The organism is Pseudomonas sp. TH04 (assembly GCF_016651355.1).
Classification (GTDB): Bacteria; Pseudomonadota; Gammaproteobacteria; order Pseudomonadales; family Pseudomonadaceae; genus Aquipseudomonas; species Aquipseudomonas fluorescens.
The window spans coordinates 4,953,755-4,978,521 of sequence record NZ_JAEKEA010000001.1 but is presented as its reverse complement, the minus strand read 5'-3'; the positions used below and the strand labels follow the sequence as shown (position 1 = coordinate 4,978,521).

Below are 24,767 nucleotides of genomic sequence, written 5' to 3'. Positions count from 1 at the left end.
CCGAATCGGCGGCGGTGCGCAGGGTGGTGACCTGATCGGTGATGTCGCTGGCGAACTTCACCACTTTATACAGGCGCCCGTTGGCGTCGAAGATCGGGTTGTAAGAGGCTTCCAGAAACAGGGTTTTGCCGTATTTGTTTTTCCGCTCAAAACGATGGGAGTGATATTCGCCACGGTTGAGCGAGGCCCAAAAAGCCTTGTAAGCCGGGGAATCCACTTCACTGCGCTGGCAGAACAGGCTGTGGTGCTGGCCGATGATTTCTTCGCGCGAATACTGCACCGCACGCAGGAAGTTATCGTTGGCATTGATGATCTGGCCTTGAGGGGTAAATTCGATCACCGCCATGGAGCGGCTGATGGCGTCGATCAGGCTCTGGTTCTCGTGTTCATGGTGAACCCGTGCGGAAATGTCCGCGGCGACTTTGATCACGCTCTGCACCTGATTGTCGCTGCCCAGCACCGGCATGTAGCTGGCTTCGAGCCACACCTCCTCGCCGTGCTTATTCAGGCGCATAAAGGTGCCGCTCAAGGCTTCGCCCCGCGCCAGGTCGCGCCACAACTTGGCGTAGGGCTCGGTGTGGGTGTAGGCCTCTTCGCAAAAGATGCGGTGATGTTGGCCGCGAATCTCCTCGACGTTGTAGCCCATGGTTTTGCAGAAGTTCTCATTGGCGTCGAGGATCACGCCGTTGCGGTCGAATTCGATCATCGCCATGGAACGGCTGATGGCGGCGAGCTTGGCGTTGGCTTCGGTGAGCGCACAGGAAAAACGTTGGATTTCTTGCAGGTCGGATTTGTGATGGCGGTTGAACATGATCAGATCACCCTTGATTCCCGGCGCCTGAAAGGCGCATTCCATTCATGTGTTGGACAGTGCTGGCTAACCTTCATGGGCAAATAACCATCCGAAACGCTGTATATGCCAAACGTCATCAACGGTCTTGGATCAGCATAGACAGGGCGTGGCGCTATGCAAGGCCACTAATCAGCCAGCATTTTTAACAACGCACTGACGGCCATCGAGGGTGAACGGGTGGGTGAACCGACCAAGGCAAATTCGCGGTGCAATGGGACGCTCAACGGCATCACACGCAGGCCATTGAGCTGGGGTGGCAACGCCATCTGAGGCACCAGCGTGACGCCGACGCCTTCGCGCACCAGGCTGTAGGCACTGCTCCATTCGCGCACTTCCACGCGGATATCGCGCAGGGTCAGCCCCGCCAATGCGCCCAGGCTGCGGGCATTGGCGGTGCAGCCACCGGTAGCCAGCACGAAGGGTTGCTGGAGCAATGCCTCAAGCGACACCGTGGCATCGGCCGGGCGCTGCGCGATGGGATGGTGGGTCGGCAGCACCGCCATCCAAAAGTCACGCCCCAACACCGTGGCGTTGCGCGCAGGCTCGGGGTTGAGCACCACGCCCAGGTCGATCAGCTCGGCATCGAGCAAGGCGTGCACTTCGCTGTCGGTGACATCCAGAGTGGTGATCTCGATACCTGGGTGCAACTGACGAAAACGTTGCAGCAACGGCGTCAGAAAGGTCGCCAGCACCATCGGAAAACTGGCAATGCGAAGGCTCCCACTCAGCAATGGTCGAGACTCATCCACGGTGGTGCGAATGGCCTGCAATGCACCCATCATCACCCGCGCGTGCTCGATCACCCGGCCTCCCAGGGCGGTAGGCAGGGTCTTGCGCGGTTCACGTGTGAACAGTTGCGCACCCAAGGCTGCCTCCATGGAGGCCATGGCTTGGCTGGCAGCGGACTGGGTCATGCCGACCCTTTCGGCGGCGGCCGTGATGCTGCCGTGGTCGGCCACCGCCACCAGCAAACGCCAGTGCATCAGGTTCATCATGGCAGTAGCTGTCCTTATGGGTGGCGTCTGAAGGTTTAATTTTACGCAAGGTGCCACGCCGGCGAGACTGGCGCAAATCAACCACACCCGATCAGGAGCCACCCTGCATGAAACTGTACTTTTCCCCCAATGCCTGTTCTCTCGCCCCGCATATCGTGTTGCGCGAATTGGCGTTGCCGTTCGAGCTGGTGCGGGTCGATAACCAGGCCAAAACCACGGCCGACGGCGACGATTTCCTGCAGATCAACCCCAAGGGCTATGTGGCGGCGCTGCAACTGGACAATGGCGAAGTGCTGACAGAAGCCAGTGCGATCCTGCAGTACCTGGCCGACCTGAAACCCGCCGCGCACCTGGCCCCGGCCAATGGCAGCTGGGAACGCGTGCGCTTGCAGGAGTGGCTGAACTTTATCGCCAGCGAGGTTCATGGCGGGCTGGCGATTTTCTTTAACGACGCGATTCAGGGCGACCTGCGGGCGATGTTCGTGGCCAAGGTGCACAAGCGTTTTGCGATTCTGGTGCAAACGCTGGAGCGCCAGGACTACCTGTTGGGGTCGCAGTATTCGGTGGCGGACGCGTATTTGTTCGTGGTGCTGCGCTGGGCGGGGTTGCACGCTATTGACCTGCAACAGTGGCCGGCGTTGGCGGCGTTTCAGCAGCGGATTGGCGAGCGGCAAACAGTTATCGCGGCCCTGGCCGCCGAAGCCTGATGGCCTGAAATGCAATTAAAAATGTGGGAGCGGGCTTGCTCGCGAAAGCGGAGTGTCAGCCACCGAATGTTTCGACTGATACACCGCAGTCGCGAGCAAGCCCGCTCCCACAGTTGAACGGCGTTGTTTTAGAGAAAGCGTTTCATACCGCTAGCGTCGAGGCTGCTGCGTTGGCTGCCGAGAATCCATGATCTGAAATGCAAATAAACAAGTGGGAGCGGGCTTGCTCGCGAAAGCGGAGTGTCAGCCACCGAATGTTTCGACTGATACACCGCATTCGCGAGCAAGCCCGCTCCCACAGTTGAACGGCTTTGTTTTAGAGAAAGCGTTTCATACCGCTAGCGTCGAGGCTGCTGCGTTGGCTGCCGAGAATCCATGATCTGAAATGCAAATAAACAGGTGGGAGCGGGCTTGCTCGCGAAGGCGGAGTGTCAGCCAACGAATGTTTCGACTGATACACCGCTATCGCGAGCAAGCCCGCTCCCACAGTTGAACGGCGTTGTTTTAGAGAAAGCGTTTCACACCTCTAGCGTCGAGGCTGCTGCGTTGGCTGCCGAGAATCCATGATCTGAAATACAAATAAACAGGTGGGAGCGGGCTTGCTCGCGAAAGCGGAGTGTCAGCCACCGAATGTTTCGACTGATACACCGCTATCGCGGGCAAGCCCGCTCCCACAGTTGAACGGCGGTGTTTTAGAGAAAGCGTTTCATACCGCTAGCTTTGAGGCTGCTGCGTTGGCTGCCGAGAATCCATGATCTGAAATGCAAATAAACAGGTGGGAGCGGGCTTGCTCGCGAAAGCGGAGTGTCAGCCACCGAATGCTTCGACTGATACACCGCATTCGCGAGCAAGCCCGCTCCCACAGTTGAACGGCGGTGTTTTAGAGAAAGCGTTTCATACCGCTAGCGTCGAGGCTGCTGCGTTGGCTGCCGAGAATCCATGATCTGAAATGCAAATAAACAGGTGGGAGCGGGCTTGCTCGCGAAAGCGGAGTGTCAGCCACCGAATGCTTCGACTGATACACCGCATTCGCGAGCAAGCCCGCTCCCACAGTTGAACGGCGTTGTTTTAGAGAAAGCGTTTCATACCGCTAGCGTCGAGGCTGCTGCGTTGGTTGCCGAGAATCTATGATCTGAAATGCAAATAGACAGGTGGGAGCGGGCTTGCTCGCGAAAGCGGAGTGTCAGCCACCGAATGTTTCGACTGATACACCGCATTCGCGAGCAAGCCCGCTCCCACAGTTGAACGGCGTTGTTTTAGAGAAAGCGTTTCATACCGCTAGCTTTGAGGCTGCTGCGTTGGTTGCCGAGAATCTATGATCTGAAATGCAAATAAACAGGTGGGAGCGGGCTTGCTCGCGAAGGCGGAGTGTCAGCCAACGAATGTTTCGACTGATACACCGCTATCGCGAGCAAGCCCGCTCCCACAGTTGAACGGCGTTGTTTTAGAGAAAGCGTTTCACACCGCTAGCGTCGAGGCTGCTGCGTTGGTTGCCGAGAATCTATGATCTGAAATGCAAATAGACAGGTGGGAGCGGGCTTGCTCGCGAAAGCGGAGTGTCAGCCACCGAATGTTTCGACTGATACACCGCATTCGCGAGCAAGCCCGCTCCTACAGTTGAACGGCTTGGTTTTAGAGAAAGCGTTTCATACCGCTAGCGTCGATCAAGACGCTATGGGGCCTTGAGCACAATCTGCTGCACATCGACTTTTTTCGGGATCAGGCCGTTGGCGAAGAACAGGTCGGCGGTGCGCTGCTGGTTCGCGATGTCGATGGCTTGCAGTGAGCGGATCGGTGCGGGCGAGCGGTGCTCGAAGTAGCTTTTGACCACGGCCGGTGGCAGGCCCAGGGTCTTGGCCATCAACGCGATGCTTTGCTCGGGCTGGTCCAGGGACAGGCGCTGCGCCTTGGCCAGGGTGTTGATAATCGCCCCGACGGCCTGCGGGTGTTGCTGGGCAAACGGGCGGCTGACCACGAAGAAACTGCCGGCCGGGTTGAGGCCTTGGCCGTCGCCCAATACGCGGGCGGAACCGTCCACTACCGCGGCCGAGTAGTACGGGTCCCACACCACCCACGCGTCGACCTTGCCTTGCTCAAACGCGGCACGCCCGTCTGAGGGTGACAGGTACACCACGTTCACATCCTTCCATTGCAAGCCGGCGCGCAGCAGGCTTTTGAGGAACAGGTTGTGGGCGCTGGAACCTTTGAGCAGTGCCACCCGCTTGCCCTTGAGTTCGGCCACGCTTTGAATCGGGCTGGTTTTAGGCACCAGTACCGCTTCGGTCTTGCCGTCGTTTGGCTCGACGGCAAAGTACTGCAAATCAATGCCGGCGGCCTGGGCGAAGATCGGCGGGATGTCGCCGATATTGCCGATGTCCAGGCTGCCGCCATTCAGCGCTTCGATCAGCGGCGGGCCGCCGAGGAATTCGATCCACTGCACCTGGGTGCCGGGCAGCGCTTCTTCGAACAACGTGTGCTCACGGGCCAGCACCATGCTGACCGAGCTTTTCTGGTAGCCGATGCGCAACGTGGAGGGTTCGGCTGCCAACACGTGACCGGCAACCAGCGAGAGAACGACCGCAGCGAGGACTTTCAGCATCAGAGCGCTCCCTTGACCTTGGCCGCGACATCCGCGGGTACCCATTGTTGCCAGACTTGCGGCTGCTCTTTGAGGAACGCCAGCGCGACTTGGCGCGGTTGTTCACGCTTCTCGCTCATCTGCGCGAGGATGCCGTTGAGCAAGTCGATCGGCAGGTCGACTTTTTCAAAGAACCTGACCAGTTGTGGGTACTGCGCCTTGAACGGCGCCGACACGCCAATCGCCAGGTGCGCGGGCATCGAGCGGGTGCCGATGGGGTGCGGGTTGTTGGCGTCGGCCAAGGTTTTCCAGGCGTCGGCGTTGAACGCCGGCTCTTCCAGCTTGATCAACTTGAAACGCCCCAGCAGCGGGGTCGGCGACCAGTAGTAGAACAACACCGGTTTGCCACGGCGGATCGACGAGGCCACTTCGGCATCCAGCGCCGCACCGGAGCCGGTGCGGAAGTTAACGAAGGTGTCGGTCAGGCCATAGGCCTTGAGCTTCTGGCTGTTGACGATTTCCGAGGTCCAGCCGGTGGGGCTGTTGAGGAAACGGCCTTTGCTTGGGTCTTCGGGGTCGCGGAACACGTCCTTGTAGCGCGCCAGGTCGGCCACAGATTTGAGGTCCGGCGCCAGGGGTTTGATGCCGCGTTCTGCATCACCTTTGATCACGTATTCAGGCACCCACCAACCTTCCGTGGCGCCTTTGACCGTGTCGCCCAGGCCGAAGACTTTGCCTTCGGCTTCAGCCTTGACCCACGCCGGACTGCGCCCGGCCCACTCTTCGCCGATCACCTGAATATCGTCCTTGGCCAGCGCGGCTTCCAGGCTCACGGTGCTGCCGGGCAGCGTGTCGGTGGGCAAGCCGTAGCCTTTCTCGACGATCAGGCGTAGCACTTCGGTGATCAGGCTGCCGCTTTCCCAAGTGATGTCGCCGAAGTGGATCGGTTTGACCGCTTCGGCGGCCTGGGTCGGCGAGGTCAGCACAGCGAGCGCCAGCAGCGAGCCACCGAGCAGGTTTTTTAGGGTTCTCATGAGTAGCCTCTTGGCGGTTCGATTTACACATATTCAACGTGGGTACGATCAATGCGGCGGTTCATTCCCGGCCCAGCCGCAGGCAACGGTTGAGCGCACGGGCCATGTAGTCGCTGACCGAGCGCTGGGAAATCCCCAGTTCGGCGGTGATCTCGGGGTAGGTCAGGCCATTGAGTTGCGACAGCAGGAAGGTCGCCTTGACCTTGGCCGGCAAGCCGTCGAGCAACTGGTCAACGGCTTGCAGGGCCTGGAGTCTTTGCGCGAGGTCTTCGGGCGACGGCACGGTGCTCGTTTCGTCGTTAGCCAGGGCGTCGAGGTAGGCGCGCTCCAGGTCGCGGCGCCGCCACACTTGGTACATCAGGCGCTGGGCGATGGTGGTGAGCAAGGCGCGCGGCTGTCGAATCGGCAGCACGCCCGGCGCACTCAGCAGCTGGGTGAAGGTGTCAGCGGCGATGTCTTCGGCGTGAGCACGGGAGTCGAGGTGACGCTGCAAACGGCTGCACAGCCAGTCGTAATGACTGCGGAACAATCCGCCCACGTAATCGCTGTGAGAAATGTCGGCGCCGGACATAGTGGCTCCATCTAAGTAGGTTGCACGTTATGTCCGGCGTTCCGGTGGAGCGATCCTAGCAAGGCTGCTTATTCTTTAATAATATTTAAAAAGTATTTTTATATAACCTTATTGAAGCTTTGAATAGCCGATGCTGGCGGCCCGTTGCTGGTAGTCCAGCAGCACCTGATAGTGATCTTCACTGGCCGGCAGGACTGCCTGGATCCCCAGCGTTTCGACCACGTCGGGTAACTCCTGCAACGCCAGGTTCATCGCCTCACGAATCCGCGTGACCTGCTGATCGCTCAGGCTCAACGGCCCGATGTAGGGCAAGGTCGGGCTCGGCGCGCTGTGGGTGACAATGCGCAGCCCGGCAACTTCCTGCGGCGCGAAACGGGCGAGGTAGTCGTAGGTGACGCTGTCGATGGCGGCAAGATCAGCGCGGTCTTCGCGCAGCCAACGCAGGCTTTCACGGTGAGCGCCGCTGAGGCCGACGCTGGCGAAGAAATGGCCGTCGCGTTGCAATGGCGCCAGGCGTTCGCGCAGCAGGTTCATGCCGCTGTTAGAGTCGTGGCCGTTGAGCACGCCGCGGCTGTTGTAGAAGTCGGCCAGCTGGGTGCGCGGGTTGTCGTTGCGGGTCAGCAGCAGGCTGCAATGCTCGCCATTGCTGCTGTGAGCCAGCGCATAGTGCGGGCGACCGATCACACGCACCTGGCCGCGCAGTTGAGTCATCAGCGGGTAGCCGCACGTTTGCGTGACGAGCAGCTCGGGGGCCCGCCACAGGCTGGGCAGGTCAAGGTGGTCGGCGTTGCGGCGGGTCAGCTGCAGGCGCTCGAAGAGGCGGGTCAGCCAGCGCTGGTTGGCGTGCTGCACCGCCTCGGGCGCGACGTACATCAGCAGCTCGGCGTAGTGGTCACTCATGGTCGTCTCTCAAGCAAAAGGGTGCCGGGGGCTGTCGATGGCCTTGAGGCCGTGGCGGCTGATCAGTTGGCCGTAACCCTGCAGCAGAAAGCCGCCGCTGCGAGCCACCCATTGTTCACGGCGGGCGCGGTAGACCGTGGGCAGCAAGTACCAGGGCAATTTCGGCAAGTCGTGGTGCACCAGGTGCAGGTTGTTATTGAGGAACAGCCACGTCCACGGCCACGCCGCTTCGTTGAGCACGGTGCGCTGTTCCGGCTGCGGGTGCGGGCGGTGTTCATAGTAGGAACGGATCGACGCCAGGGACAAGGCCGGCACACTGACCAGCAGCAGGTAGTGCCACACCGGCAGCGCGCTGTGGTGGGCGATAAAGCTCAGCATCAATGCCGTCACGGCGCCGTGGGCCAGCCACATCGGCCATACCTGCGCCAGGCGCTGGAACTCATGGCGCGCCAATCGGCCAATCGCCAGCGGCGCGGCCAACACGCAACGGCCGAGCACGGTTTTGGTCAGCCAATGCACGCCACGTTCAAACAATGAGCTGGCGTCCCATTGTTGTTGAGTGAGATAGCGGCTTTCCGGATCGATGCCCGGCAGGGTCAGGTCTTGATCGTTGTGGTGGAGCAGATGGCTGTTGCGATACAGCGTATAGGGATACCACACGGCAAAGGGCGCGTAGCCGAGCAGTTTGTTCACCAGCAGGGAACGGGTGGGATGGCCGTGGAGCAGCTCGTGCTGCACCGACAGCCATAGCGTCACCAGAGGAATCAGCAACAGGGTGCTCAGCCACAGGCCGAGCCAATCGCTGCCGAGTATCACGGCGAACCAGCCGCTATACACGCCGATCAACAGTAGCCAGGTCGGCCATTCGGTCGTTGCGGTGAAACCGCGTGCCAGGGCTTCGATTTCCCGGCGTTGGGTTAGATCAAGGTAGTAGGCCATCGGCAGCTCAGAGCAGGTGTTTCCTGCTCTGTGCATTGAGGCGCGCAAATCTTGCAGATCGTTTGGTTCTAAGCGTGTAACTCAGTGACCGAACAGGCCTGTATCGGACTTTTTGGCTTTCTTGTCAGCGCGTTTTTCATCGGCGGTTTTTGCCGGTTTCTTCTTCGCGGCTTTCTTTGAATCCATACCTTTGGCCATGATGCATGCTCCACTTACGGGGGATGTAACACTGGGTATACCACCTATTGCCCGGCAGAAGGCGCTTATAATCCCCAGCCCTTGATTATGTTGCCCAAACACCATGCCTGAACTGCACATCGAACCCCTGGCAGAGCCGCTGTGGCCGCTGCTGAACAAGTTTTACCGCAGCCATGATTCGTCGATGAAGGCCATGAAGGGTGGGCGCTTATGGGTAGCGCGCGACGGCGAGATTGTGGCCGGGTTGTGCCTCTCCCCCGTGGTGGGAGGGCAGTGGCTGACCGGGGTGTTTGTCGACCCGGCTTATCGCGGCCAGGGGCTGGCCGCGCGTTTGATTTTGCAGGCGGTGGACGACGTGGCGGGGACCGTCTGGCTGCTGTGCCATCCCGACCTGGAAGGTGTGTATCAGCGCATGGGGTTCACCCAGGATACGCAGCTGCCGCAATCCCTCAGCGAGCGGTGGGTGCGCTACAAACGTAACAAGCCAATGATCGCCATGGGGCTTATAACCAACGCAAAGGTCGACCGCGGATAATGTGTGATCAGCCGGTCCGGAGCCCATGCTAGCCTCGATGGCACAGTGGCCCCTTACAGGATGATCATGAAAACGACACTTGCAGCGCTGTCCCTCACCGCCCTCCTCGCGCCAACCTTCAGCCACGCCGCGGATGCGCCGATTACCGCTGAGCAGTACGCCAGTGTGCTGGCCGGCAGTTGGCGCGACCCGGCCAACAGCGCACGCGACGGCTATCGCCACCCGCAGCAAACCCTGGCGTTCTTCGGCTTGGGCGCCAAGCAGACGGTGATCGAAATCACCCCCGGTGCCGGCTGGTACAGCGAAGTGCTGGCGCCGCTGCTCAAAGACCACGGGCATTACATCGCCGCCGTGCAGGCAGCGAGCAGCAGCGCCTATGCGCGCACCTCCGAAGACAACCTGAAAAAGAAATTCGCCGCCGACCCGACGCGCTATGCCAAGGCCCACGTGGTGGAGTTCGACCCCAAGGCGCCGGTGTTTGGTACGCCCGCTTCGGCCGATGCCGTGCTGACCTTCCGCAACGTGCATAACTGGGTGGCGGCCGATACCGCAGGCGCTACATTCAGTGCGTTTTACACGGTGCTCAAACCGGGCGGCGTGCTGGGTGTGGAAGATCACCGGGCCAAAGACGGTGCGGACCTGGAAGCGATCAAGGACAGTGGTTACCTGACCACAGCCCAAGTGGTGAAACTGGCGACCGATGCCGGGTTCAAGCTGGCTGGGCAGAGTGAGGTGAATGCCAACCCCAAGGACACCAAGGATTATCCGGGTGGCGTCTGGACGTTGCCGCCAACGTTGAAGTTGGGCGAGCAGGACAAGGCCAGGTACGTGGCGATTGGAGAGTCGGATCGGATGACGTTGCGGTTTGTTAAACCCGCCAAATAGTTCGGTTTGAAATGCTATCCCAATGTGGGAGCCGGCTTGCTCGCGAAAGCGGAGTGTCAGTCAATGTATTCGGTGACTGATACACCGCTTTCGCGAGCAAGCCCGCTCCCACATTTTCGGTTTCAGTGTGGCTGCGCGTTACTCGTCGGCATTCGGGTCCATCTCCGGAAACATCACTTCGATGTATCCGAATTTGCTGAAGTCGGTAATCCGCGACGGGTACAACCGGCCGATCAGGTGGTCACATTCATGCTGCACCAACCGCGCGTGGAAGCCCTCGGCGACGCGCACGATGGGCAAGCCCTTGGGGTCGAAACCTTCGTAGCGGATCTGCTGGTAACGGTCCACCGCGCCACGTAGACCGGGCACGGACAGGCAACCTTCAAACCCCTCTTCCAGCACGGGACTGAGCGGCGTAATCAACGGGTTGATCAAGATGGTCTGCGGCACCGGTGGCGCGTCCGGGTAGCGTTCACTGGCCTCAAAACCAAAGATCACCAGTTGCAGATCAACGCCGATCTGCGGGGCCGCAAGGCCGACACCGCCGACGTGCTCCATGGTCTGGAACATGTCATCAATCAATTGCCACAGCTCGGGGCTGTCAAACATTTCCGGCGGAACCGGTGGGGCGATACGCAGCAGGCGTTCGTCGCCCATTTTCAGGATTTCACGGATCATCGATCAGACTTCGTCGGTAGTGGGCTTGGAGTGGTCCCGGCCGAGGCCTGAGACGTGCTGTTTTTCATCCGTGTGCGTGCTTTCATCAAAATCCTTTTCGCCTGGGTCCTTGCCTTCGGCGGACATGTGTTCGATCACGGCATTCATCTCGGCCCCGAGCAATAGCACGGCGGCGGAAATATAGAAGTACAGCAGCAGGACAATAATCGCACCGATGCTGCCATACATGGCGTTGTAGTCGGCAAAGGTTTTGACGTAATAGCCAAACCCCAGGGAGGCAATAATCCACACCACCACGGCCAGCACCGAGCCGGGGGTGATGAAGCGGAATTTCTGCTGCACGTCAGGCATCACGTAGTACATGAGGGCCACCGCGAACATCAGCAAAATCACGATCAGCGGCCAGCGCAGGATGGTCCACAGCGTCACCACGAATTCCTGCATGCCGATCTGCCCGGCGAGCCACTCCATCACCTGCGGGCCAAGCACCATCAGCGCGGCGGCGGCCAGCAACATGCCGGCGATGCCGACGGTGTAGAAAATCGACAGCGGGAAACGCTTCCAGATCGGCCGACCTTCGACCACATCGTAGGCGGCGTTCATCGCGCTCATCATCAGCCGCACACCCGCCGACGCGGTCCACAAGGCGATCACGATACCCACGGACAGCAAGCCACCCTTGGATTGCTGCAACTGGTCGATCACCGGGTTGACCTGTTCCAGCGCCTGGGGCGGCAGCACCAGCTCCGACTGCATACGCAGCCAGGTGAAGAAGTCCGGCAGGTGCAGGAAACCAATCAGGGCGATAAGGAACAACAAGAAGGGAAACAGCGAGAACAGCATCTGGTAGGCCAGTGCCGAGGCGTAGGTAGGCATTTCGTCATCGACGAATTCCTTGACGGTGCGCACCAACACTTTGTGGAGCTTGAGGCCGTCGAGTACCGGAAAAATCATAGCGTCTCCTTTCGCCGCATAAAGGGTGAGGTCGTGGGCGACTCAGGGGCCGTTTTCTACATCAAAGTAGACCATTTGGCGACTTTGAAACAATTTCCAAACTTTAGTTGCACGCTTTACACAAAAACGGCCATCCGTGGATGGCCGTCGGGCTGCATGAATCCAGCCGGCGATTCAGTGTTACTTGACGGCTTTTTTTACCGCATCTTTGGTGTCGCCGACGGCTTTCTGCACTTCGCCTTTCTTTTCCTGAATCACGCCTTCAGCGCGCAGTTTGTCGTTGCCAGTCACTTTGCCAACGCCTTGCTTGATGTTACCAACGGCTTCGTTGGCCAAACCTTTTGCCTTATCCGATGTGCTGCTCATGGTATTTCTCCGAAAGAACAATCAAGGGTTTTGGTCACTACCTAAAGATTGACCCGAGGCCATTCGGCAGAGTTTCAATTATTTTCAGCGCGCATTTCATCGCCGGCGACAGGTTTGGCTTTATGTTTTGCCGCCAACCCACGAGAATGCCCGGCACATTCAGGCTATAACGCTGAATAACAGATCCCGTAGGAAGGTTATGAAACTCAATAAAGCACAGGCCATCGCCCGCAGAAACCAGGAACTGGGCGGTGCCGTACTCGGCGTCAACAACTGCCACTTCACTGACCTGGACAGCAAACGCAACATCTGGTGGTTCGACCTGCCGGTGGTGCGTATTGGTGTGGGGCAGTACGAGTGGATTCACCTGTTGATGCACAACGCCGAGACTGACCAGTTGCTGCACTTGAAGGTGCCGACGGCGTTCCTGCGTGAAAAGCTCGAAGGGCTGGTGGTGCGCAATGCGAACAAGCGCAAGCCGGAGATCACTCTGGAGCTGAGCGCCGACAAGGATTCGTTCCTCAAAGACGTGCGCCCGGCCGGTGCGGGCGTGAGCTTCGCGCAGTTTGCCGTGTAGCACACTCGGTCAAATACGGTGGGCGCTGGCAAGCCTGCTCCCACCGTGGATCGCATCCCAACCCAGGCATTAAAAAACCCCGCATGGCGGGGTTTTTTATTCGGTTACTTTTTCAGGCCCAGCTTCTTCAGCTCTTCATCGCGCAACTCACGGCGCAGGATCTTGCCCACGTTGGTGGTCGGCAACGCATCACGGAACTCAACGGCCTTGGGCACCTTGTAGCCGGTGACATTGGCGCGCATATGTTCCATCACCTGGTCCTTGGTCAGGGTAGCCCCTGGCTTGACCACGATGAAGATCTTGATGTGCTCCCCGGATTTTTCGTCCGGCACGCCAATGGCCGCGCACTGCAGCACGCCCGGCAGGGTCGCCAGCACGTCTTCCAGCTCGTTCGGGTAAACGTTGAAACCGGAGACCAGAATCATGTCTTTCTTGCGATCGACAATCCGCATGTAGCCGTCCGGCTGGATAATCGCGATGTCGCCGGTCTTCAACCAGCCTTCGCTGTCGAGGATCTCGGCGGTAGCGTCTTCGCGCTGCCAGTAGCCTTTCATCACCTGCGGGCCTTTGACGCACAGCTCGCCGATTTCGCCCAGGGCCAGTTCAACGCCGTCATCGGTAATGACTTTGCACACAGTAGACGGCACCGGAATGCCGATGGTGCCGATCTGGATGTTCTGGATCGGGTTGACCGTCGCCACCGGGCTGGTTTCGGTCATGCCGTAACCTTCGCAAATATTGCAGCCGGTCACGTCCTTCCAACGTTCAGCAGCCGCCAGTTGCAAGGCCATGCCGCCGGACAGGGTGACTTTGAGCGCGGAGAAATCCAGCTTGCGGAACGCTTCGTTGTTGCACAGCGCCACAAACAGCGTGTTCAGGCCTACAAAGCCGCTGAACTTCCACTTCGACAGTTCCTTGACCATCGCCGGCAGGTCGCGCGGGTTGCTGATCAGGATGTTGTGGTTGCCGATCAGCATCATCGCCATGCAATGAAAGGTGAAGGCATAGATGTGGTAAAGCGGCAGCGGCGTGATCAGGATCTCGCAACCTTCATTGAGGTTGGAGCCCATCAGCGCCTTGCACTGCAGCATGTTGGCAACCAGGTTGCGGTGGGTGAGCATCGCGCCCTTGGCCACGCCGGTGGTGCCGCCGGTGTATTGCAGCACGGCAACATCACCGCTGGCCGGGCTGGCATCATTGACCGGTTGGCCGTGCCCCTTGGCCAGCACGTCGTTGAACTTGACCGCCTTGGGCAAGTGATAGGCCGGGACCATTTTTTTCACGTACTTGATGACGCTGTTGATCAGCAGGCGCTTGAACGGCGACAGCAGGTCAGCGACTTCGGTGACGATCACGTGCTTGACGGCGGTCTTGGGCACGACTTTTTCAGCCAGGTGCGCCATGTTGGCCAGGCAAACCAGAGCCTTGGCTCCGGAATCATTGAATTGGTGTTCCATTTCCCGCGCGGTGTACAGCGGGTTGGTGTTGACCACGATCAGGCCCGCGCGAATGGCGCCGAACACGGCGACCGGGTATTGCAGGACATTGGGCAGTTGCACGGCGATTCGATCGCCAGGCTTCAAGTCGGTATGCTGTTGCAGGTAGGCGGCGAAAGCGCCGGACAATTCGTACAGTTCACCGTAGGTGAGTGTCTTGCCCAGGTTGCTGAAAGCCGGTTTGTTGGCGAAGCGCTGGCAGGACTGTTTAAGTACCGCCTGAATATTTTGATACTCGTCTGGATTGATGTCTGCAGCAATCCCGGCGGGGTACTTATCCTTCCAAAAGTCTTCGTTCATGGAAGCCCACTCCTCAGCGACGCGAATTCATCATCGCATTTGATGCGATTATTATTGGTGTATGTTTTTTTAGGTGAGTCTGGCGCTTTCAAGCAGGCCGAGAAGTCACAAAGCGCGCCGAGAGTAGCAGCTTTGCCAAAGGCCGACTAGAGCCAAAAGAGGGCCCTACAGTCATAAACATGACTCAAGAATATCTAATGGTCATTTTTAGAGCAAAGATTCTATAAGCCTGGATAGCGCTCTGGAATGGGCCTTTCAGCACAATAAATACCAATGTGGGAGCGGGCTTGCTCGCGAATGCGGTGCTTCAGTCGATACATCTGGTGACTGATACACCGCATTCGCGAGCAAGCCCGCTCCCACATTTTTAAGTGCATTGCACATCAAGCGATGTCGCGCAGCTCCCGCCGCAGGATCTTGCCCACCGGCGTCATCGGCAACGACTCGCGCAACACAATATGCTTGGGCACCTTGTACCCGGTGAAATTGGTCTTGCAGTACGCTTTCAGCTCTTCAAGGCTCACGCCCTGCGCACGCGCCACCACAAACAGCTTCACCGCCTCACCGGTGCGATCATCCGGTACGCCGATCACGGCGCAGTTGGCTACCGCCGGGTGGGCCATCACCACGTCTTCGATCTCGTTGGGGTACACGTTAAAGCCCGAGACGATGATCAGGTCTTTCTTGCGATCAACAATGCTCACGAACCCATCGGCATCGATTACCGCGATGTCACCGGTTTTCAGCCAGCCCTCGGCGTCGAGTGTCTCGGCGGTGGCCACCGGTTGCTGCCAGTAGCCCTTCATCACCTGCGGCCCCTTGATGCACAGCTCGCCGCGCTCACCGAACGGCAGCTCGCGCCCTTCGTCGTCGATAACTTTCATCGCCGTGCCCGGCACCGGCACACCCACGGTCCCCAGGCGCGACTGGCTGCCATAGGGGTTGGTGCTGGCCACCGGGGAGGTTTCGGTCAGGCCGTAGCCTTCGCCGATGGAACAACCAGTCAACGCTTTCCAACGCTCGGCCGTGGCCTTGACCAGTGCCGTGCCGCCGGAGTTGGTGATCTTGAGATGGGAAAAATCCAGGGTCTTGAAATCCGGGTGGTCCATGAGCGCCACAAACAACGTGTTCAGCCCCAACAGGCAGGAGAACCGCCACTTTTTCAGTTCCTTGATGAAGCCGCCGATGTCCCGCGGGTTGGTGATCAGCACGTTGTGGTTGCCGGTCACCATCATGCACATGCAGTTCGCCGTGAATGCATAGATGTGGTACAGCGGCAGCGGCGCGATCATCACCTCCTGGCCTTCTTTCACCAGCGGCTGGCCGTCGTCGGTGAGTTGGGACATGCACGCCCGCGCCTGCTGCATATTGGCGACCAGGTTGCCATGGGTGAGCATCGCGCCCTTGGCCAGGCCGGTGGTGCCGCCGGTGTATTGCAGCACAGCGATGTCATCCAGGGTCACCGGATGCCGAATCAGGCCCTGCCCTGCGCCCATGCGCAGCGCGCGCTTGAACGATACCGCCCGTGGCAGGTGGTAGGCCGGGACCATTTTCTTGACTTTGTCGACCACGGTGTTGATCAGCCAGCCCTTGGCCGCCGGCATGAAGTCGCCCATCTTGGCTTCGATGAGGTAGTCGATCTCGGTATCGGCGCACACTTCCTGCACACGCGAACCGAACAAGTTGAGGTAGACCAGCGCACGAATACCGGCGTCCTTGAACTGGTGGCGCATCTCACGCGGAGTGTACAGAGGGTTGGTGTTGACCACGATGAGCCCGGCACGCAACGCGCCAAACACCGCAATCGGGTAATGCAGCACGTTGGGCATCTGCACCGCTATGCGCTCGCCAGGCTTGAGGTCGGTGTGCTGTTGCAGGTAGCTGGCGAACGCCGCACTTTGGCGCTCAAGCTCGGCGTAAGTCAGGGTGATGCCCATGTTGCTGAATGCCGGACGGTCGGCAAAAGCCTTGCAGGAACGCTCGAAGACTTCGATCACCGACTTGTAGGTGGTGAGGTCGATGTCATGGGGAACGCCCGCCGCGCGTTTGTCATTCCAGAAATCAGGTTGCATTATTCTTGTCCTCTTACCTGAGTGTGTCCGGCCGCTGCAGCTGTAAAAAGCCGGCTGCGATAAAAAGCGGAGCTTTGAGGACGGTAGCAGCTATGGCCAATCAGGCAAATACAGGAAACAGCGTCATCAATTGCGTGAATCTTCGTACAAGGGCCTGCACAGATCAAACGCACGCCTGGGGATGAGCTATACACTGCAACGACCTCGAGCAAAGGAAGCGCCATGAACCACCGCACCTTCTGGCTGACCGCGAATGACCGCAGCCGCCTGTACGTCAATCAATGGCTGCCGGAAGGCCCGGCCAAGGCCATGATCATGCTGTCCCACGGCATGGCCGAGCACAGCGGGCGTTATGCGCGCCTGGCCGACGCGTTGTGCGCCGCCGGCTATGGCGTGTATGCGCTGGACCAGCGCGGCCATGGCCGCACCGCCGATGAGGGCACGCTGGGCCTCTACGCCGAGAAGGATGGGTGGAACAAGGTGGTCGGCGACCTTGCCAGCCTGAACCAGCACATTGGCCAACAGCATCCGGGGCTGCCGATCATTCTGCTGGGGCACAGCATGGGCAGCTATATCGCCCAGGCCTACCTGGTGCATCACAGCGCCAGCTTGAAGGGCGTGATTCTCAGCGGTTCGAATTTCCAGCCGGTGGCGCTGTACCGCGCGGCCGCCGTGATCGCCCGCCTCGAACGCGCACGCCAAGGCTTGCGTGGGCGCAGTGCACTGATCGAGTTCCTGTCATTCGGCTCGTTCAACAAAGCGTTCAAGCCCAACCGCACGGCGTTTGATTGGCTCAGCCGCGACCCGAATGAAGTCGATAAATACATCAACGACCCGCTGTGTGGTTTCCGCTGCACCAACCAGCTGTGGATCGACTTGCTGGGCGGCTTGCAGCAAATCAGCAAAGCGTCCAATCTCGAACAGATCGTCCCGGGCCTGCCGATCCTGGTGATGGGCGGAGAATGTGATCCGGTGAGTGAAGGCAAGCGTCTCAAAAACCTGGCCCACGCATTGCGCGAAGCCGGCTGCCAGAACCTGCAACTGAATATTTATCCGCAGGCACGCCATGAAGTGTTCAATGAAACCAACCGCGATGAAGTCACTGCGGATGTACTGACGTGGCTAGACCAGACGCTGGCGCTGCACAGCCCGACCCGCTGCGAATGATTTTTCGCCTAAAATCAAACGCTTATCATCAGCCAATTTAATTACCGATTAGCCACAGGATGTACCTTTAGATGACTCAGGTTACCAACACCCCGTACGAAGCCCTCGAAGTTGGCCAGACCGCCAGTTACAGCAAGACCGTCGAGGAGCGCGACATCCAGCTGTTCGCCGCCATGTCCGGTGACCATAACCCCGTGCACCTGGATGCCGAGTACGCCAAGGCGACCATGTTCAAGGAGCGTATCGCCCACGGCATGTTCAGCGGCGCCCTGATCAGCGCGGCCGTTGCCTGCGAGTTGCCTGGGCCGGGCACCATCTATATCGGCCAGCAGATGACCTTCCAGAAGCCGGTAAAAATCGGCGACACCCTGACCGTGCGTCTGGAAATCCTCGAAAAGCTGCCAAAATTTCGCGTCCGCATTGCCACCCGTGTCTTCAACCAGCGCGATGAGCTGGTGGTCGATGGCGAGGCGGAAATCCTCGCGCCACGCAAGCAGCAGGTCGTGACCCTGACCGAGCTGCCGCCGATCAGCATCGGCTGATTGCAGCGTCAAGGTGAATACCAGGCACATGTAGAAGCGGGCTTGCCCGCGAAGACGGTAGGTCAGTCACCTCTCGGTCACTGATACACCGCTTTCGCGAACAAGCCCGCTCCCACATTTGTTACACAGCAGTTGCTACACAACAGGCCTTACGACTGAGCGCGAGCCTGGTTACGCAGGGCTTTCACCTGGTCGTGGTTGCGTTGTGCGCCGTGGAACTGACGCTCAACCAGGTCACGAATACCCAGCAGGTTGTGCTTGTTGATCTTCTCGATCGCTTCCTTGTAAGCCTTCAGTGCGTGGTCTTCACCGCGCTCGGCTTCGTTCAGGACAGCCTCTTCATCTTTACCGGTCACCAGGGACTTCACGTCAACCCAGCCACGGTGCAAGGCGCCGGCAACCGAACCGGAATTTTCCGGGTCGCCGCCCAGGGCTTTCACAGCGGTTTGCAATTCGGCGGCAGCGGTGGCGCAGTCGGTGGAGCGCTTGACGAACAGGGCTTTAAGCTCTGGGTGCTTGATGTCTTCAGCACAGGTAGCGAAGCCTTTCTGGCCGTCTTTGCTGGTCTCGATCAGGTCGTTCAGTACGGAGATCGATTCTTTGTTGATGTCAGTCATTTTTCAATTCCTTGTGCGGGTTAAGAAAGGTGTCTTAGTAATTGCAGCGCCCGTGCCAAGTTTTTGAAAAAGTATTTTTCTTTATTTTTCAATGATTTAAAAATTAATGAACCATCTGTATTTACGTTATTTGCATGATCTGTCATTTGGCCTTCATGCAGAATGCCTGTATTTTCCAAGGTCTCGACTCAAACACTGAAGCCCATGAACCCCGAAAAACTCGAACTGCTGATCACCCGAGAAATGCCCTTCGGCAAATACAAGGGACGGATCATCGCCGACCTGCCCGGCCCCTACCTGAACTGGTTTGCCCGTGAAGGTTTCCCCCACGGCGAGCTGGGCGGTTTGCTGGCCTTGATGCAGGAAATCGATCACAACGGCCTGTCCGAATTATTGGAACCTCTACGCGCAAAACACGGTAAACCCGCCCCTCGCCATTAAGAGCCCACGCCATGCCACGGAATGCCGATAACGAACGTCACTGGCAGGCCATTGCCGAGCGCTATGCGCTGGAATCTGGCCCGATCAATCTGGAGAATGGCTACTTCGGGCGCATGAGCCGCGCGGTCCAAGCGCAGTACCTGGAGCACGTTGCATTTATCAACCGCAGCAACTCGTTGTATGTGCGCCAGCGGTTCGAGCAAGGTCAAAACGTCGATATCCTTCGCCAACTGGCCGGGCTGATTGAGGCCGCCCCGGAGGCGATTGCGTTCACCCGCAATGCCACCGAAGCCTTGCAGTCACTGATCCGCAACTACAACGGCCTGAAACCGGGCGACCAGGTGCTGATCAGCGACCTGGAGTACGACACAGTCAAAGGCGCCATGCGCTGGCTGGCCGGTTATCGGGGTGTCGAGGTGATCGAAATCTCCCATGCCCACCCGGCAAGTTTCGACAGCCTGTTGCAGACTTATCGTGAGACGTTCGCGCAGTACCCGCGCCTGAAGATGATGGCGTTGACCCATGTCACCCACCGCACCGGCCTGGTGATGCCCGTCGAGGCCATTGCCAGGGCCGCGCGCGAGCATGGCATCGACGTCATCCTTGATGGTGCCCACGCGTTGGGCCAGATCGAGTTCAACCTGGCGGCGCTCGGCATTCAGTTTGCCGGCTTCAACCTGCACAAATGGATCGGCGCGCCGTTGACGCTTGGCTTCCTCTATATAGCCCCGGAACGCCTGGCCGATATCGACCCGGACATGGGCGAGTTCCACTACCCCGCCACTGACGTGCGCGCACGCACGCCCTACAGCACGCCGAACTTTCCGGCATTGATGACCTTGCCGCTGGTGCTCGAAGAACATCGCGCACTGGGCGGCTCGGCGGCCAAGGGCGCGCGGGTCAATTACCTGCGCGACTTATGGGTTAGCCAGGTACGGCAGCTGCCGGGGATTGAAGTGCTGACGCCGGACGATCCACGGCTGTATTGCGGGATCACGGCCTTCAAGTTTACGGGCCGGGATCAAGCGGCGATGGCGCAACGGTTGCTCAAGGAGTACGACCTGTTTACCACCACGCGCACGGGTGCGGTGTTTGGCACCTGTATTCGGGTGACGCCGGGGTTGGTGACGTCGGCGGCGGATATCGGTGTACTGGTCAAAGCGATCACTGAACTACACGCGGATTAAAAATGTGGGAGCGGGCTTGTGTGGGAGCGGGCTTGCTCGCGAATACGGTGTGTCAGTCAACGAATATGCCAACTGAACCACCGCATTCGCGAGCAAGCCCGCTCCCACATTAATCGGTGTCGGATGCGCGTTTTTTTCAGGCAAAAAAAAGCGGTACACCGACCAAGTGCACCGCAAAAATGCCGTTAAGCACAGCAACAACGATTCGGTAAATCAGATCAGTCCAGCAGCGCCAACGCCTGTGCGGTGACTTCCTGGATGCGTGCCCAGTCGCCGTTCTTGACCCATTCCGGGTCCAGCATCCAGCTACCGCCCACGCACATGACGTTTTTCAACGCCATGTAGTGTTTGATGTTGGCCGGCCCCACGCCGCCAGTCGGGCAGAACTTCACTTCGCCGAACGGGCCGCCGAGCGCCTTGATGGCCGCCACGCCGCCGCTGACTTCAGCCGGGAACAGCTTGAAGCGGCGATAACCCAGACCGTAGCCTTCCATGATGCCGGAGGCATTGCTGATGCCTGGCAGCAGCGGGATCGGGCTGTGCCCCGAGGCTTCAAGCAGGTCGCGGGTGATGCCGGGGGTGACGATGAATTGCGAGCCGGCCACTTCGGCCGCTTCGAGCATATGACGGTCGAGTACGGTGCCGGCACCGGTGCACAGCTCAGGGCGTTGCTCACGCAGCACCTGAATGGCCTTGAGGCCGAACTCGGAACGCAGGGTCACCTCCAATGCGGTCAAGCCACCGGCAGCCAAGGCATCGGCCAACGGCAGGATGTCCTGTTCGCGGGCGATGGTGATCACCGGCAGGATCCGCGCCTTGGCGCAGAGGCTGTCGATCAGGGCAACTTTATCCGCCATGGACACGGTCGGTTGAGGGCTTTTCATAGCGGCTGATCCTTGGCTCATGGGCACCAGTAAATCTCTAAAGTAGGTTGCAAAAACGCGCGAATCGGCATGGCAGCAACATCGTCACTGGCCAGCGCGGCGCTCAAGGTGGTCAATTTCGAGCTGCCGGAAATCGACAGCACGGTGTAGTGGGCCGAGGCCAGCAGTGCACGACTCATGGTCAGGCGCTGGTGCGGCACGGTCGGCGCCAGCATCGGCCAGCAACGGCGGGTGCCGTCAGCTTTCAATGCTTCGCCCAGGTTCGGGCTGTTGGGAAACAGCGATGCGGTGTGACCGTCATCGCCCATGCCCAGTACCAGCACATCAATGGCTTGCAGCTCGGCCAACTGGCGATCGGCCAATTCGGCGGCGTCTTCCAGATTCGCGGCAACGTTGTACAAGCTCAGGAACGTGGCCTTGGCCGCCGGGCCTTGCAGCAGGTATTTCTTCAGCAGGCCGGCATTGCTGTCGGCATGTTCCACCGGCACCCAGCGCTCATCGGCCAGGGTGACGGTGACGTTGGACCAGTCCAGGTCTTGCTTGGCCAGGTTCTGAAAAAACGCCACGGGGCTGCGGCCACCGGACACCACCAACGTGGCCGCGCCACGGGCGCTGATGGCCGTGCGCAATTGCCCGGCCACGTCATTGGCCAAGCCGTCCGCCAGCAACGTGGGCGAGCGGTACTCATGGGCTGTTACACCCTGAGGCAGTTTCAATTCAGATATCGCCATACCAAGACCTCCCATCCCGCGTGATCAGTGCAATCGAGCTCATCGGCCCCCAGGACCCCGCCGCATAAGGCTTGGGCGCATCACCGGATTTTTTCCACCCGGCAATCAACTGGTCACACCACTTCCACGCGGCTTCGATTTCATCTTTGCGAACAAACAGGTTCTGATTGCCGCGCATCACTTCCAACAACAACCGCTCGTAGGCATCGGGGATCCGCGCGCTGCGATAGGTGTCGGAAAAATTCAGTTGCAGCGGGCCGCTGCGCAGTTGCATGCCCTTGTCCAGGCCCTGCTCCTTGGTCATCACACGCAAGGAAATACCTTCGTCCGGCTGCAGGCGAATGATCAGTTTGTTGCTGATCTGCAGGCGCTGCTCGGGCGCGAAGATGTAGTGGGACGGTTCCTTGAAGTGGATGACAATCTGCGACAGCTTTTGCGGCATGCGTTTACCGGTGCGCAGGTAGAACGGCACCCCGGCCCAACGCCAGTTACGAATATCGGCACGCAGGGCGACGAACGTTTCGGTGTCGCTCTGGGTGTTGGAGTTTTCTTCTTCCAGGTAACCCGGCACCGGTTTGCCGGCGCTGTAACCGGCGATGTATTGGCCGCGTACCACTTGAGTGGTCAACCCTTCCGGACTGATCGGCGCCAGGGCCTTGAGCACCTTGACCTTCTCGTCACGGATGCTGTCGGCGGACAGGTCGGCCGGCGGGTCCATGGCAATCAGGCAGAGCAGTTGCAGCAGGTGGTTCTGGATCATGTCCCGCAGCTGGCCAGCCTTGTCGAAGTAACCCCAACGGCCTTCGATACCGACTTGCTCGGCCACGGTGATTTCCACGTGGGAGATGTAGTTCTGGTTCCACTGGGTTTCGAACAGGCTGTTGGCGAAACGCAGGGCGATCAGGTTCTGGACGGTCTCTTTGCCCAAGTAGTGGTCGATGCGGTACGTGCGGTTTTCCGGGAAAAACTGCGCCACGGCGTCGTTAACCTTGCGCGAGGATTCCAGGTCCGAACCGATGGGTTTTTCCAGCACTACACGGGTGTTTTCCGCCAGGCCGACCTTGGCCAGGTTTTCGCAGATGGCGCCATACACCGCCGCAGGCGTGGCGAAATAGGCGATCAGGCGTTGTTCGACACCGACGTTGGCGGCCAGGGTGGCGTAGTCATCGGCGTTTATGAAATCGACGTGCACGTAGGCCAGGCGTGCGAGGAAGCGCGCTGCCACGGCCTCATCCAGTTCCTTGCCGACGTATTTACGCAGTTCTTTTTCGATATGGGCCAGGTGCTCTTGCTCGGACCCGGCTTCACGGGCCAATGCCAGGATGCGCGTGTCGTCGTGCAGGAGCCCGGCGCCATCGAGTTGGTAAAGTGCAGGAAATAACTTGCGCAGCGCCAGATCACCCAAGGCGCCAAACAGGGCAAAGGTGCAGGGTTCTACGGTTATCAAAGGCATGATGTTTGTTCTTTTATCAAGTTAAGCTACAAATACCTTTTTTCAAGGCATCACTCAAGGAAAAATGTAGTAATAACCACAACATTTTCCCAAAATACGCATTCCGAGTGGTGGTGTTCAGCTACCCTCAGTAGGATAGGCCACCGCAAAGGGCCACTCGTCGATGGGTTACCGCCCTTTATTTGCATCGTCGCCCGAAGGAAAGACTGAATGGACCGCGTGCGAAATCTTCTGGAACAAATCCGGAACCGCCTCGAAGAATTGAACAAGGCTGAGAAAAAAGTCGCCGAGGTCATCCTGCTCAACCCGCAGCAGGCGACCCGCTTCTCTATCGCCGCCCTCGCCCAAGCCGCCTCGGTCAGTGAACCGACGGTCAACCGTTTCTGCCGTTCGTTCGGTGTCAGCGGTTACCCTGAACTTAAATTGCAGCTGGCGCAAAGTTTGGCCAGTGGTGCGGCGTATGTGAGCCGTGCCGTGGAAGCCGATGATAACCCTGAGGCCTACACGCAGAAGATCTTTGGCAGCGCCATTGCCTCCCTGGACAGTGCGTGCCAGGCCCTCGACCCGGCGCTGATCAGCAAGGCCGTGGACCTGTTGATCCAGGCGCGGCAGATCCACTTCTTCGGCCTGGGCGCATCGGCGCCGGTCGCCATGGATGCGCTGCACAAGTTTTTCCGTTTCAACCTGTCCGTGACTGCCCATGCCGATGTACTGATGCAACGCATGATCGCGTCGGTGGCGCATACCGGCGAGCTGTTCGTGATCATTTCCTACACCGGGCGTACCCGTGAGTTGGTGGAAGTGGCGCGTATCGCGCGGGAAAACGGCGCGTCGGTGCTGGGCGTGACCGCCGAAAACTCGCCGCTGGCCAAAGCCAGCACGGTGAGCCTGAACATTCCGTTGCCGGAAGACACCGACATCTACATGCCGATGACCTCGCGGATCATTCAACTGACCGTGCTGGATGTGCTGGCAACCGGCATGACCCTGCGCCGTGGCGTGGATTTCCAGCCGCATTTGCGCAAGATCAAAGAGAGCTTGAATGACAGCCGGTACCCGGTGGGGGATGAGTTTAACTAGCAGGAATCTCTACCAGCAGTACCGGCC

24 protein-coding genes and 1 pseudogene are annotated in these 24,767 nt (G+C 59.3%); 9 read left to right on the top strand and 16 right to left on the bottom strand.

Annotated elements, in window-relative coordinates:
- Window positions 1-34: 34 nt before the first annotated feature.
- Both JFT85_RS28785 and JFT85_RS22420 read right to left on the bottom strand, forming a co-directional pair.
- A pseudogene (locus tag JFT85_RS28785) lies at window positions 35-811 on the bottom strand (PAS domain-containing protein); the annotation flags it as partial.
- Window positions 812-978: 167 nt separating this feature from the next.
- Window positions 979-1,848: a LysR family transcriptional regulator gene (locus JFT85_RS22420; RefSeq protein WP_053257676.1), complete on the bottom strand. Its 870-nt coding sequence runs from the start codon at window positions 1,846-1,848 to the stop codon at window positions 979-981.
- 107 nt (window positions 1,849-1,955) lie between these two features.
- On the opposite strand from JFT85_RS22420, the gene gstA reads away from it, so the two are divergent.
- Window positions 1,956-2,555, top strand: coding sequence for a glutathione transferase GstA (gene gstA / locus JFT85_RS22415; RefSeq protein ID WP_069553720.1), 600 nt, complete (start codon window positions 1,956-1,958; stop codon window positions 2,553-2,555).
- Between the two features lie 1,672 nt (window positions 2,556-4,227).
- On the opposite strand, the gene JFT85_RS22410 is transcribed toward gstA, so the two are convergent.
- From JFT85_RS22410 to JFT85_RS22390, 5 genes are all read right to left on the bottom strand, one after another.
- The gene (locus JFT85_RS22410; RefSeq protein WP_053257678.1) at window positions 4,228-5,154 is read right to left on the bottom strand and encodes an aliphatic sulfonate ABC transporter substrate-binding protein; all 927 of its coding nucleotides are present in this window, start codon (window positions 5,152-5,154) and stop codon (window positions 4,228-4,230) included.
- On the bottom strand, window positions 5,154-6,167 hold the full coding sequence (locus JFT85_RS22405; protein WP_053257679.1) for an ABC transporter substrate-binding protein: 1,014 nt from the start codon (window positions 6,165-6,167) through the stop codon (window positions 5,154-5,156). Before JFT85_RS22405 ends, JFT85_RS22410 begins: the two co-directional genes overlap by 1 nt.
- Before the next feature lie 61 nt (window positions 6,168-6,228).
- Window positions 6,229-6,738, bottom strand: a complete 510-nt coding sequence (locus JFT85_RS22400; protein ID WP_053257680.1) for a sigma-70 family RNA polymerase sigma factor — start codon at window positions 6,736-6,738, stop codon at window positions 6,229-6,231.
- Window positions 6,739-6,846: 108 nt separating this feature from the next.
- Window positions 6,847-7,638, bottom strand: a complete 792-nt coding sequence (locus JFT85_RS22395) for a phosphate/phosphite/phosphonate ABC transporter substrate-binding protein (protein ID WP_053257681.1) — start codon at window positions 7,636-7,638, stop codon at window positions 6,847-6,849.
- A 9-nt stretch (window positions 7,639-7,647) separates the two neighbouring features.
- Window positions 7,648-8,577 (bottom strand): fatty acid desaturase, encoded by a 930-nt coding sequence (locus JFT85_RS22390; RefSeq protein ID WP_053257682.1) that lies wholly within the window; start codon window positions 8,575-8,577, stop codon window positions 7,648-7,650.
- Window positions 8,578-8,878: 301 nt separating this feature from the next.
- Between JFT85_RS22390 and JFT85_RS22385 the strand changes: the two genes are divergently transcribed.
- Together JFT85_RS22385 and JFT85_RS22380 are read left to right on the top strand one after the other, a co-directional pair.
- Window positions 8,879-9,310: a GNAT family N-acetyltransferase gene (locus tag JFT85_RS22385; protein WP_078827215.1), complete on the top strand. Its 432-nt coding sequence runs from the start codon at window positions 8,879-8,881 to the stop codon at window positions 9,308-9,310.
- A gap of 66 nt (window positions 9,311-9,376) precedes the next feature.
- Window positions 9,377-10,195 (top strand): class I SAM-dependent methyltransferase, encoded by an 819-nt coding sequence (locus JFT85_RS22380; protein ID WP_201230421.1) that lies wholly within the window; start codon window positions 9,377-9,379, stop codon window positions 10,193-10,195.
- A gap of 138 nt (window positions 10,196-10,333) precedes the next feature.
- Here the strand turns inward: JFT85_RS22380 and def are convergent, their stop codons facing one another.
- The 3 genes from def to JFT85_RS22365 all read right to left on the bottom strand — a co-directional run bounded on the left by def (window position 10,334) and on the right by JFT85_RS22365 (window position 12,193).
- The gene (gene def / locus JFT85_RS22375) at window positions 10,334-10,873 is read right to left on the bottom strand and encodes a peptide deformylase (RefSeq protein WP_201230418.1); all 540 of its coding nucleotides are present in this window, start codon (window positions 10,871-10,873) and stop codon (window positions 10,334-10,336) included.
- Window positions 10,874-10,876: 3 nt separating this feature from the next.
- Window positions 10,877-11,827 carry a YihY/virulence factor BrkB family protein gene (locus JFT85_RS22370; protein WP_053257686.1) on the bottom strand — a complete coding sequence of 317 codons (951 nt, stop codon included), beginning with the start codon at window positions 11,825-11,827 and terminating at the stop codon, window positions 10,877-10,879.
- 180 nt (window positions 11,828-12,007) lie between these two features.
- Complete coding sequence (locus tag JFT85_RS22365; RefSeq protein WP_069552063.1) at window positions 12,008-12,193, bottom strand: CsbD family protein; 186 nt, start codon at window positions 12,191-12,193, stop codon at window positions 12,008-12,010.
- Between the two features lie 199 nt (window positions 12,194-12,392).
- Here JFT85_RS22365 and JFT85_RS22360 point away from each other — a divergent pair, with 199 nt between their 5' ends.
- Window positions 12,393-12,770 carry a hypothetical protein gene (locus JFT85_RS22360; protein WP_053257688.1) on the top strand — a complete coding sequence of 126 codons (378 nt, stop codon included), beginning with the start codon at window positions 12,393-12,395 and terminating at the stop codon, window positions 12,768-12,770.
- Window positions 12,771-12,874: 104 nt separating this feature from the next.
- On the opposite strand, the gene fadD1 is transcribed toward JFT85_RS22360, so the two are convergent.
- Both fadD1 and fadD2 read right to left on the bottom strand, forming a co-directional pair.
- Entirely contained in the window at window positions 12,875-14,566 is a 1,692-nt protein-coding gene (gene fadD1 / locus JFT85_RS22355) for a long-chain-fatty-acid--CoA ligase FadD1 (RefSeq protein WP_053257689.1), read from the bottom strand.
- A gap of 383 nt (window positions 14,567-14,949) precedes the next feature.
- The gene (gene fadD2 / locus JFT85_RS22350) at window positions 14,950-16,638 is read right to left on the bottom strand and encodes a long-chain-fatty-acid--CoA ligase FadD2 (RefSeq protein ID WP_069552064.1); all 1,689 of its coding nucleotides are present in this window, start codon (window positions 16,636-16,638) and stop codon (window positions 14,950-14,952) included.
- 222 nt (window positions 16,639-16,860) lie between these two features.
- Between fadD2 and JFT85_RS22345 the strand changes: the two genes are divergently transcribed.
- Window positions 16,861-17,805, top strand: a complete 945-nt coding sequence (locus JFT85_RS22345; protein ID WP_069552065.1) for an alpha/beta hydrolase — start codon at window positions 16,861-16,863, stop codon at window positions 17,803-17,805.
- A 71-nt stretch (window positions 17,806-17,876) separates the two neighbouring features.
- Window positions 17,877-18,347, top strand: coding sequence for a MaoC family dehydratase (locus JFT85_RS22340; RefSeq protein ID WP_024077080.1), 471 nt, complete (start codon window positions 17,877-17,879; stop codon window positions 18,345-18,347).
- 149 nt (window positions 18,348-18,496) lie between these two features.
- Here JFT85_RS22340 and JFT85_RS22335 read toward each other — a convergent pair whose 3' ends face one another.
- Entirely contained in the window at window positions 18,497-18,964 is a 468-nt protein-coding gene (locus JFT85_RS22335) for a ferritin-like domain-containing protein (RefSeq protein WP_053257692.1), read from the bottom strand.
- A gap of 204 nt (window positions 18,965-19,168) precedes the next feature.
- Between JFT85_RS22335 and JFT85_RS22330 the strand changes: the two genes are divergently transcribed.
- Together JFT85_RS22330 and JFT85_RS22325 are read left to right on the top strand one after the other, a co-directional pair.
- Window positions 19,169-19,405 (top strand): DUF3820 family protein, encoded by a 237-nt coding sequence (locus tag JFT85_RS22330; RefSeq protein ID WP_003213031.1) that lies wholly within the window; start codon window positions 19,169-19,171, stop codon window positions 19,403-19,405.
- Between the two features lie 11 nt (window positions 19,406-19,416).
- A complete protein-coding gene (locus JFT85_RS22325; RefSeq protein ID WP_069552066.1) occupies window positions 19,417-20,592 on the top strand; it encodes an aminotransferase class V-fold PLP-dependent enzyme in 1,176 nt (391 codons plus the stop codon).
- A gap of 218 nt (window positions 20,593-20,810) precedes the next feature.
- Here JFT85_RS22325 and JFT85_RS22320 read toward each other — a convergent pair whose 3' ends face one another.
- Genes JFT85_RS22320 through zwf form a run of 3 tightly spaced genes read right to left on the bottom strand, consistent with a single transcriptional unit; the run spans window position 20,811 to window position 23,660 of the window.
- Window positions 20,811-21,476, bottom strand: a complete 666-nt coding sequence (locus JFT85_RS22320; protein WP_201230417.1) for a bifunctional 4-hydroxy-2-oxoglutarate aldolase/2-dehydro-3-deoxy-phosphogluconate aldolase — start codon at window positions 21,474-21,476, stop codon at window positions 20,811-20,813.
- Between the two features lie 17 nt (window positions 21,477-21,493).
- A complete protein-coding gene (gene pgl / locus JFT85_RS22315) occupies window positions 21,494-22,207 on the bottom strand; it encodes a 6-phosphogluconolactonase (protein ID WP_053257694.1) in 714 nt (237 codons plus the stop codon).
- Entirely contained in the window at window positions 22,194-23,660 is a 1,467-nt protein-coding gene (gene zwf / locus JFT85_RS22310; RefSeq protein ID WP_069552067.1) for a glucose-6-phosphate dehydrogenase, read from the bottom strand. The genes pgl and zwf overlap by 14 nt, the downstream gene beginning before the upstream one ends.
- 219 nt (window positions 23,661-23,879) lie before the next feature.
- Here zwf and JFT85_RS22305 point away from each other — a divergent pair, with 219 nt between their 5' ends.
- On the top strand, window positions 23,880-24,740 hold the full coding sequence (locus JFT85_RS22305) for a MurR/RpiR family transcriptional regulator (protein WP_169875662.1): 861 nt from the start codon (window positions 23,880-23,882) through the stop codon (window positions 24,738-24,740).
- Window positions 24,741-24,767: the final 27 nt, after the last annotated feature.

What these genes read in the sequence shown, in the direction of transcription:
- JFT85_RS22325 (WP_069552066.1), top strand. Translation starts at nt 19,417, where the DNA reads ATGCCACGGAATGCCGATAACGAACGTCACTGGCAGGCCATTGCCGAG.
- JFT85_RS22320 (WP_201230417.1), bottom strand. Translation starts at nt 21,476, where the DNA reads ATGAAAAGCCCTCAACCGACCGTGTCCATGGCGGATAAAGTTGCCCTG.
- JFT85_RS22385 (WP_078827215.1), top strand. Translation starts at nt 8,879, where the DNA reads ATGCCTGAACTGCACATCGAACCCCTGGCAGAGCCGCTGTGGCCGCTG.
- JFT85_RS22390 (WP_053257682.1), bottom strand. Translation starts at nt 8,577, where the DNA reads ATGGCCTACTACCTTGATCTAACCCAACGCCGGGAAATCGAAGCCCTG.
- JFT85_RS22335 (WP_053257692.1), bottom strand. Translation starts at nt 18,964, where the DNA reads ATGACTGACATCAACAAAGAATCGATCTCCGTACTGAACGACCTGATC.
- gstA (WP_069553720.1), top strand. Translation starts at nt 1,956, where the DNA reads ATGAAACTGTACTTTTCCCCCAATGCCTGTTCTCTCGCCCCGCATATC.
- JFT85_RS22400 (WP_053257680.1), bottom strand. Translation starts at nt 6,738, where the DNA reads ATGTCCGGCGCCGACATTTCTCACAGCGATTACGTGGGCGGATTGTTC.
- JFT85_RS22420 (WP_053257676.1), bottom strand. Translation starts at nt 1,848, where the DNA reads ATGATGAACCTGATGCACTGGCGTTTGCTGGTGGCGGTGGCCGACCAC.
- JFT85_RS22360 (WP_053257688.1), top strand. Translation starts at nt 12,393, where the DNA reads ATGAAACTCAATAAAGCACAGGCCATCGCCCGCAGAAACCAGGAACTG.
- JFT85_RS22370 (WP_053257686.1), bottom strand. Translation starts at nt 11,827, where the DNA reads ATGATTTTTCCGGTACTCGACGGCCTCAAGCTCCACAAAGTGTTGGTG.
- JFT85_RS22365 (WP_069552063.1), bottom strand. Translation starts at nt 12,193, where the DNA reads ATGAGCAGCACATCGGATAAGGCAAAAGGTTTGGCCAACGAAGCCGTT.
- pgl (WP_053257694.1), bottom strand. Translation starts at nt 22,207, where the DNA reads ATGGCGATATCTGAATTGAAACTGCCTCAGGGTGTAACAGCCCATGAG.
- fadD2 (WP_069552064.1), bottom strand. Translation starts at nt 16,638, where the DNA reads ATGCAACCTGATTTCTGGAATGACAAACGCGCGGCGGGCGTTCCCCAT.
- fadD1 (WP_053257689.1), bottom strand. Translation starts at nt 14,566, where the DNA reads ATGAACGAAGACTTTTGGAAGGATAAGTACCCCGCCGGGATTGCTGCA.
- JFT85_RS22340 (WP_024077080.1), top strand. Translation starts at nt 17,877, where the DNA reads ATGACTCAGGTTACCAACACCCCGTACGAAGCCCTCGAAGTTGGCCAG.
- JFT85_RS22405 (WP_053257679.1), bottom strand. Translation starts at nt 6,167, where the DNA reads ATGAGAACCCTAAAAAACCTGCTCGGTGGCTCGCTGCTGGCGCTCGCT.
- JFT85_RS22410 (WP_053257678.1), bottom strand. Translation starts at nt 5,154, where the DNA reads ATGCTGAAAGTCCTCGCTGCGGTCGTTCTCTCGCTGGTTGCCGGTCAC.
- JFT85_RS22380 (WP_201230421.1), top strand. Translation starts at nt 9,377, where the DNA reads ATGAAAACGACACTTGCAGCGCTGTCCCTCACCGCCCTCCTCGCGCCA.
- JFT85_RS22345 (WP_069552065.1), top strand. Translation starts at nt 16,861, where the DNA reads ATGAACCACCGCACCTTCTGGCTGACCGCGAATGACCGCAGCCGCCTG.
- zwf (WP_069552067.1), bottom strand. Translation starts at nt 23,660, where the DNA reads ATGCCTTTGATAACCGTAGAACCCTGCACCTTTGCCCTGTTTGGCGCC.
- def (WP_201230418.1), bottom strand. Translation starts at nt 10,873, where the DNA reads ATGATCCGTGAAATCCTGAAAATGGGCGACGAACGCCTGCTGCGTATC.
- JFT85_RS22395 (WP_053257681.1), bottom strand. Translation starts at nt 7,638, where the DNA reads ATGAGTGACCACTACGCCGAGCTGCTGATGTACGTCGCGCCCGAGGCG.
- JFT85_RS22330 (WP_003213031.1), top strand. Translation starts at nt 19,169, where the DNA reads ATGAACCCCGAAAAACTCGAACTGCTGATCACCCGAGAAATGCCCTTC.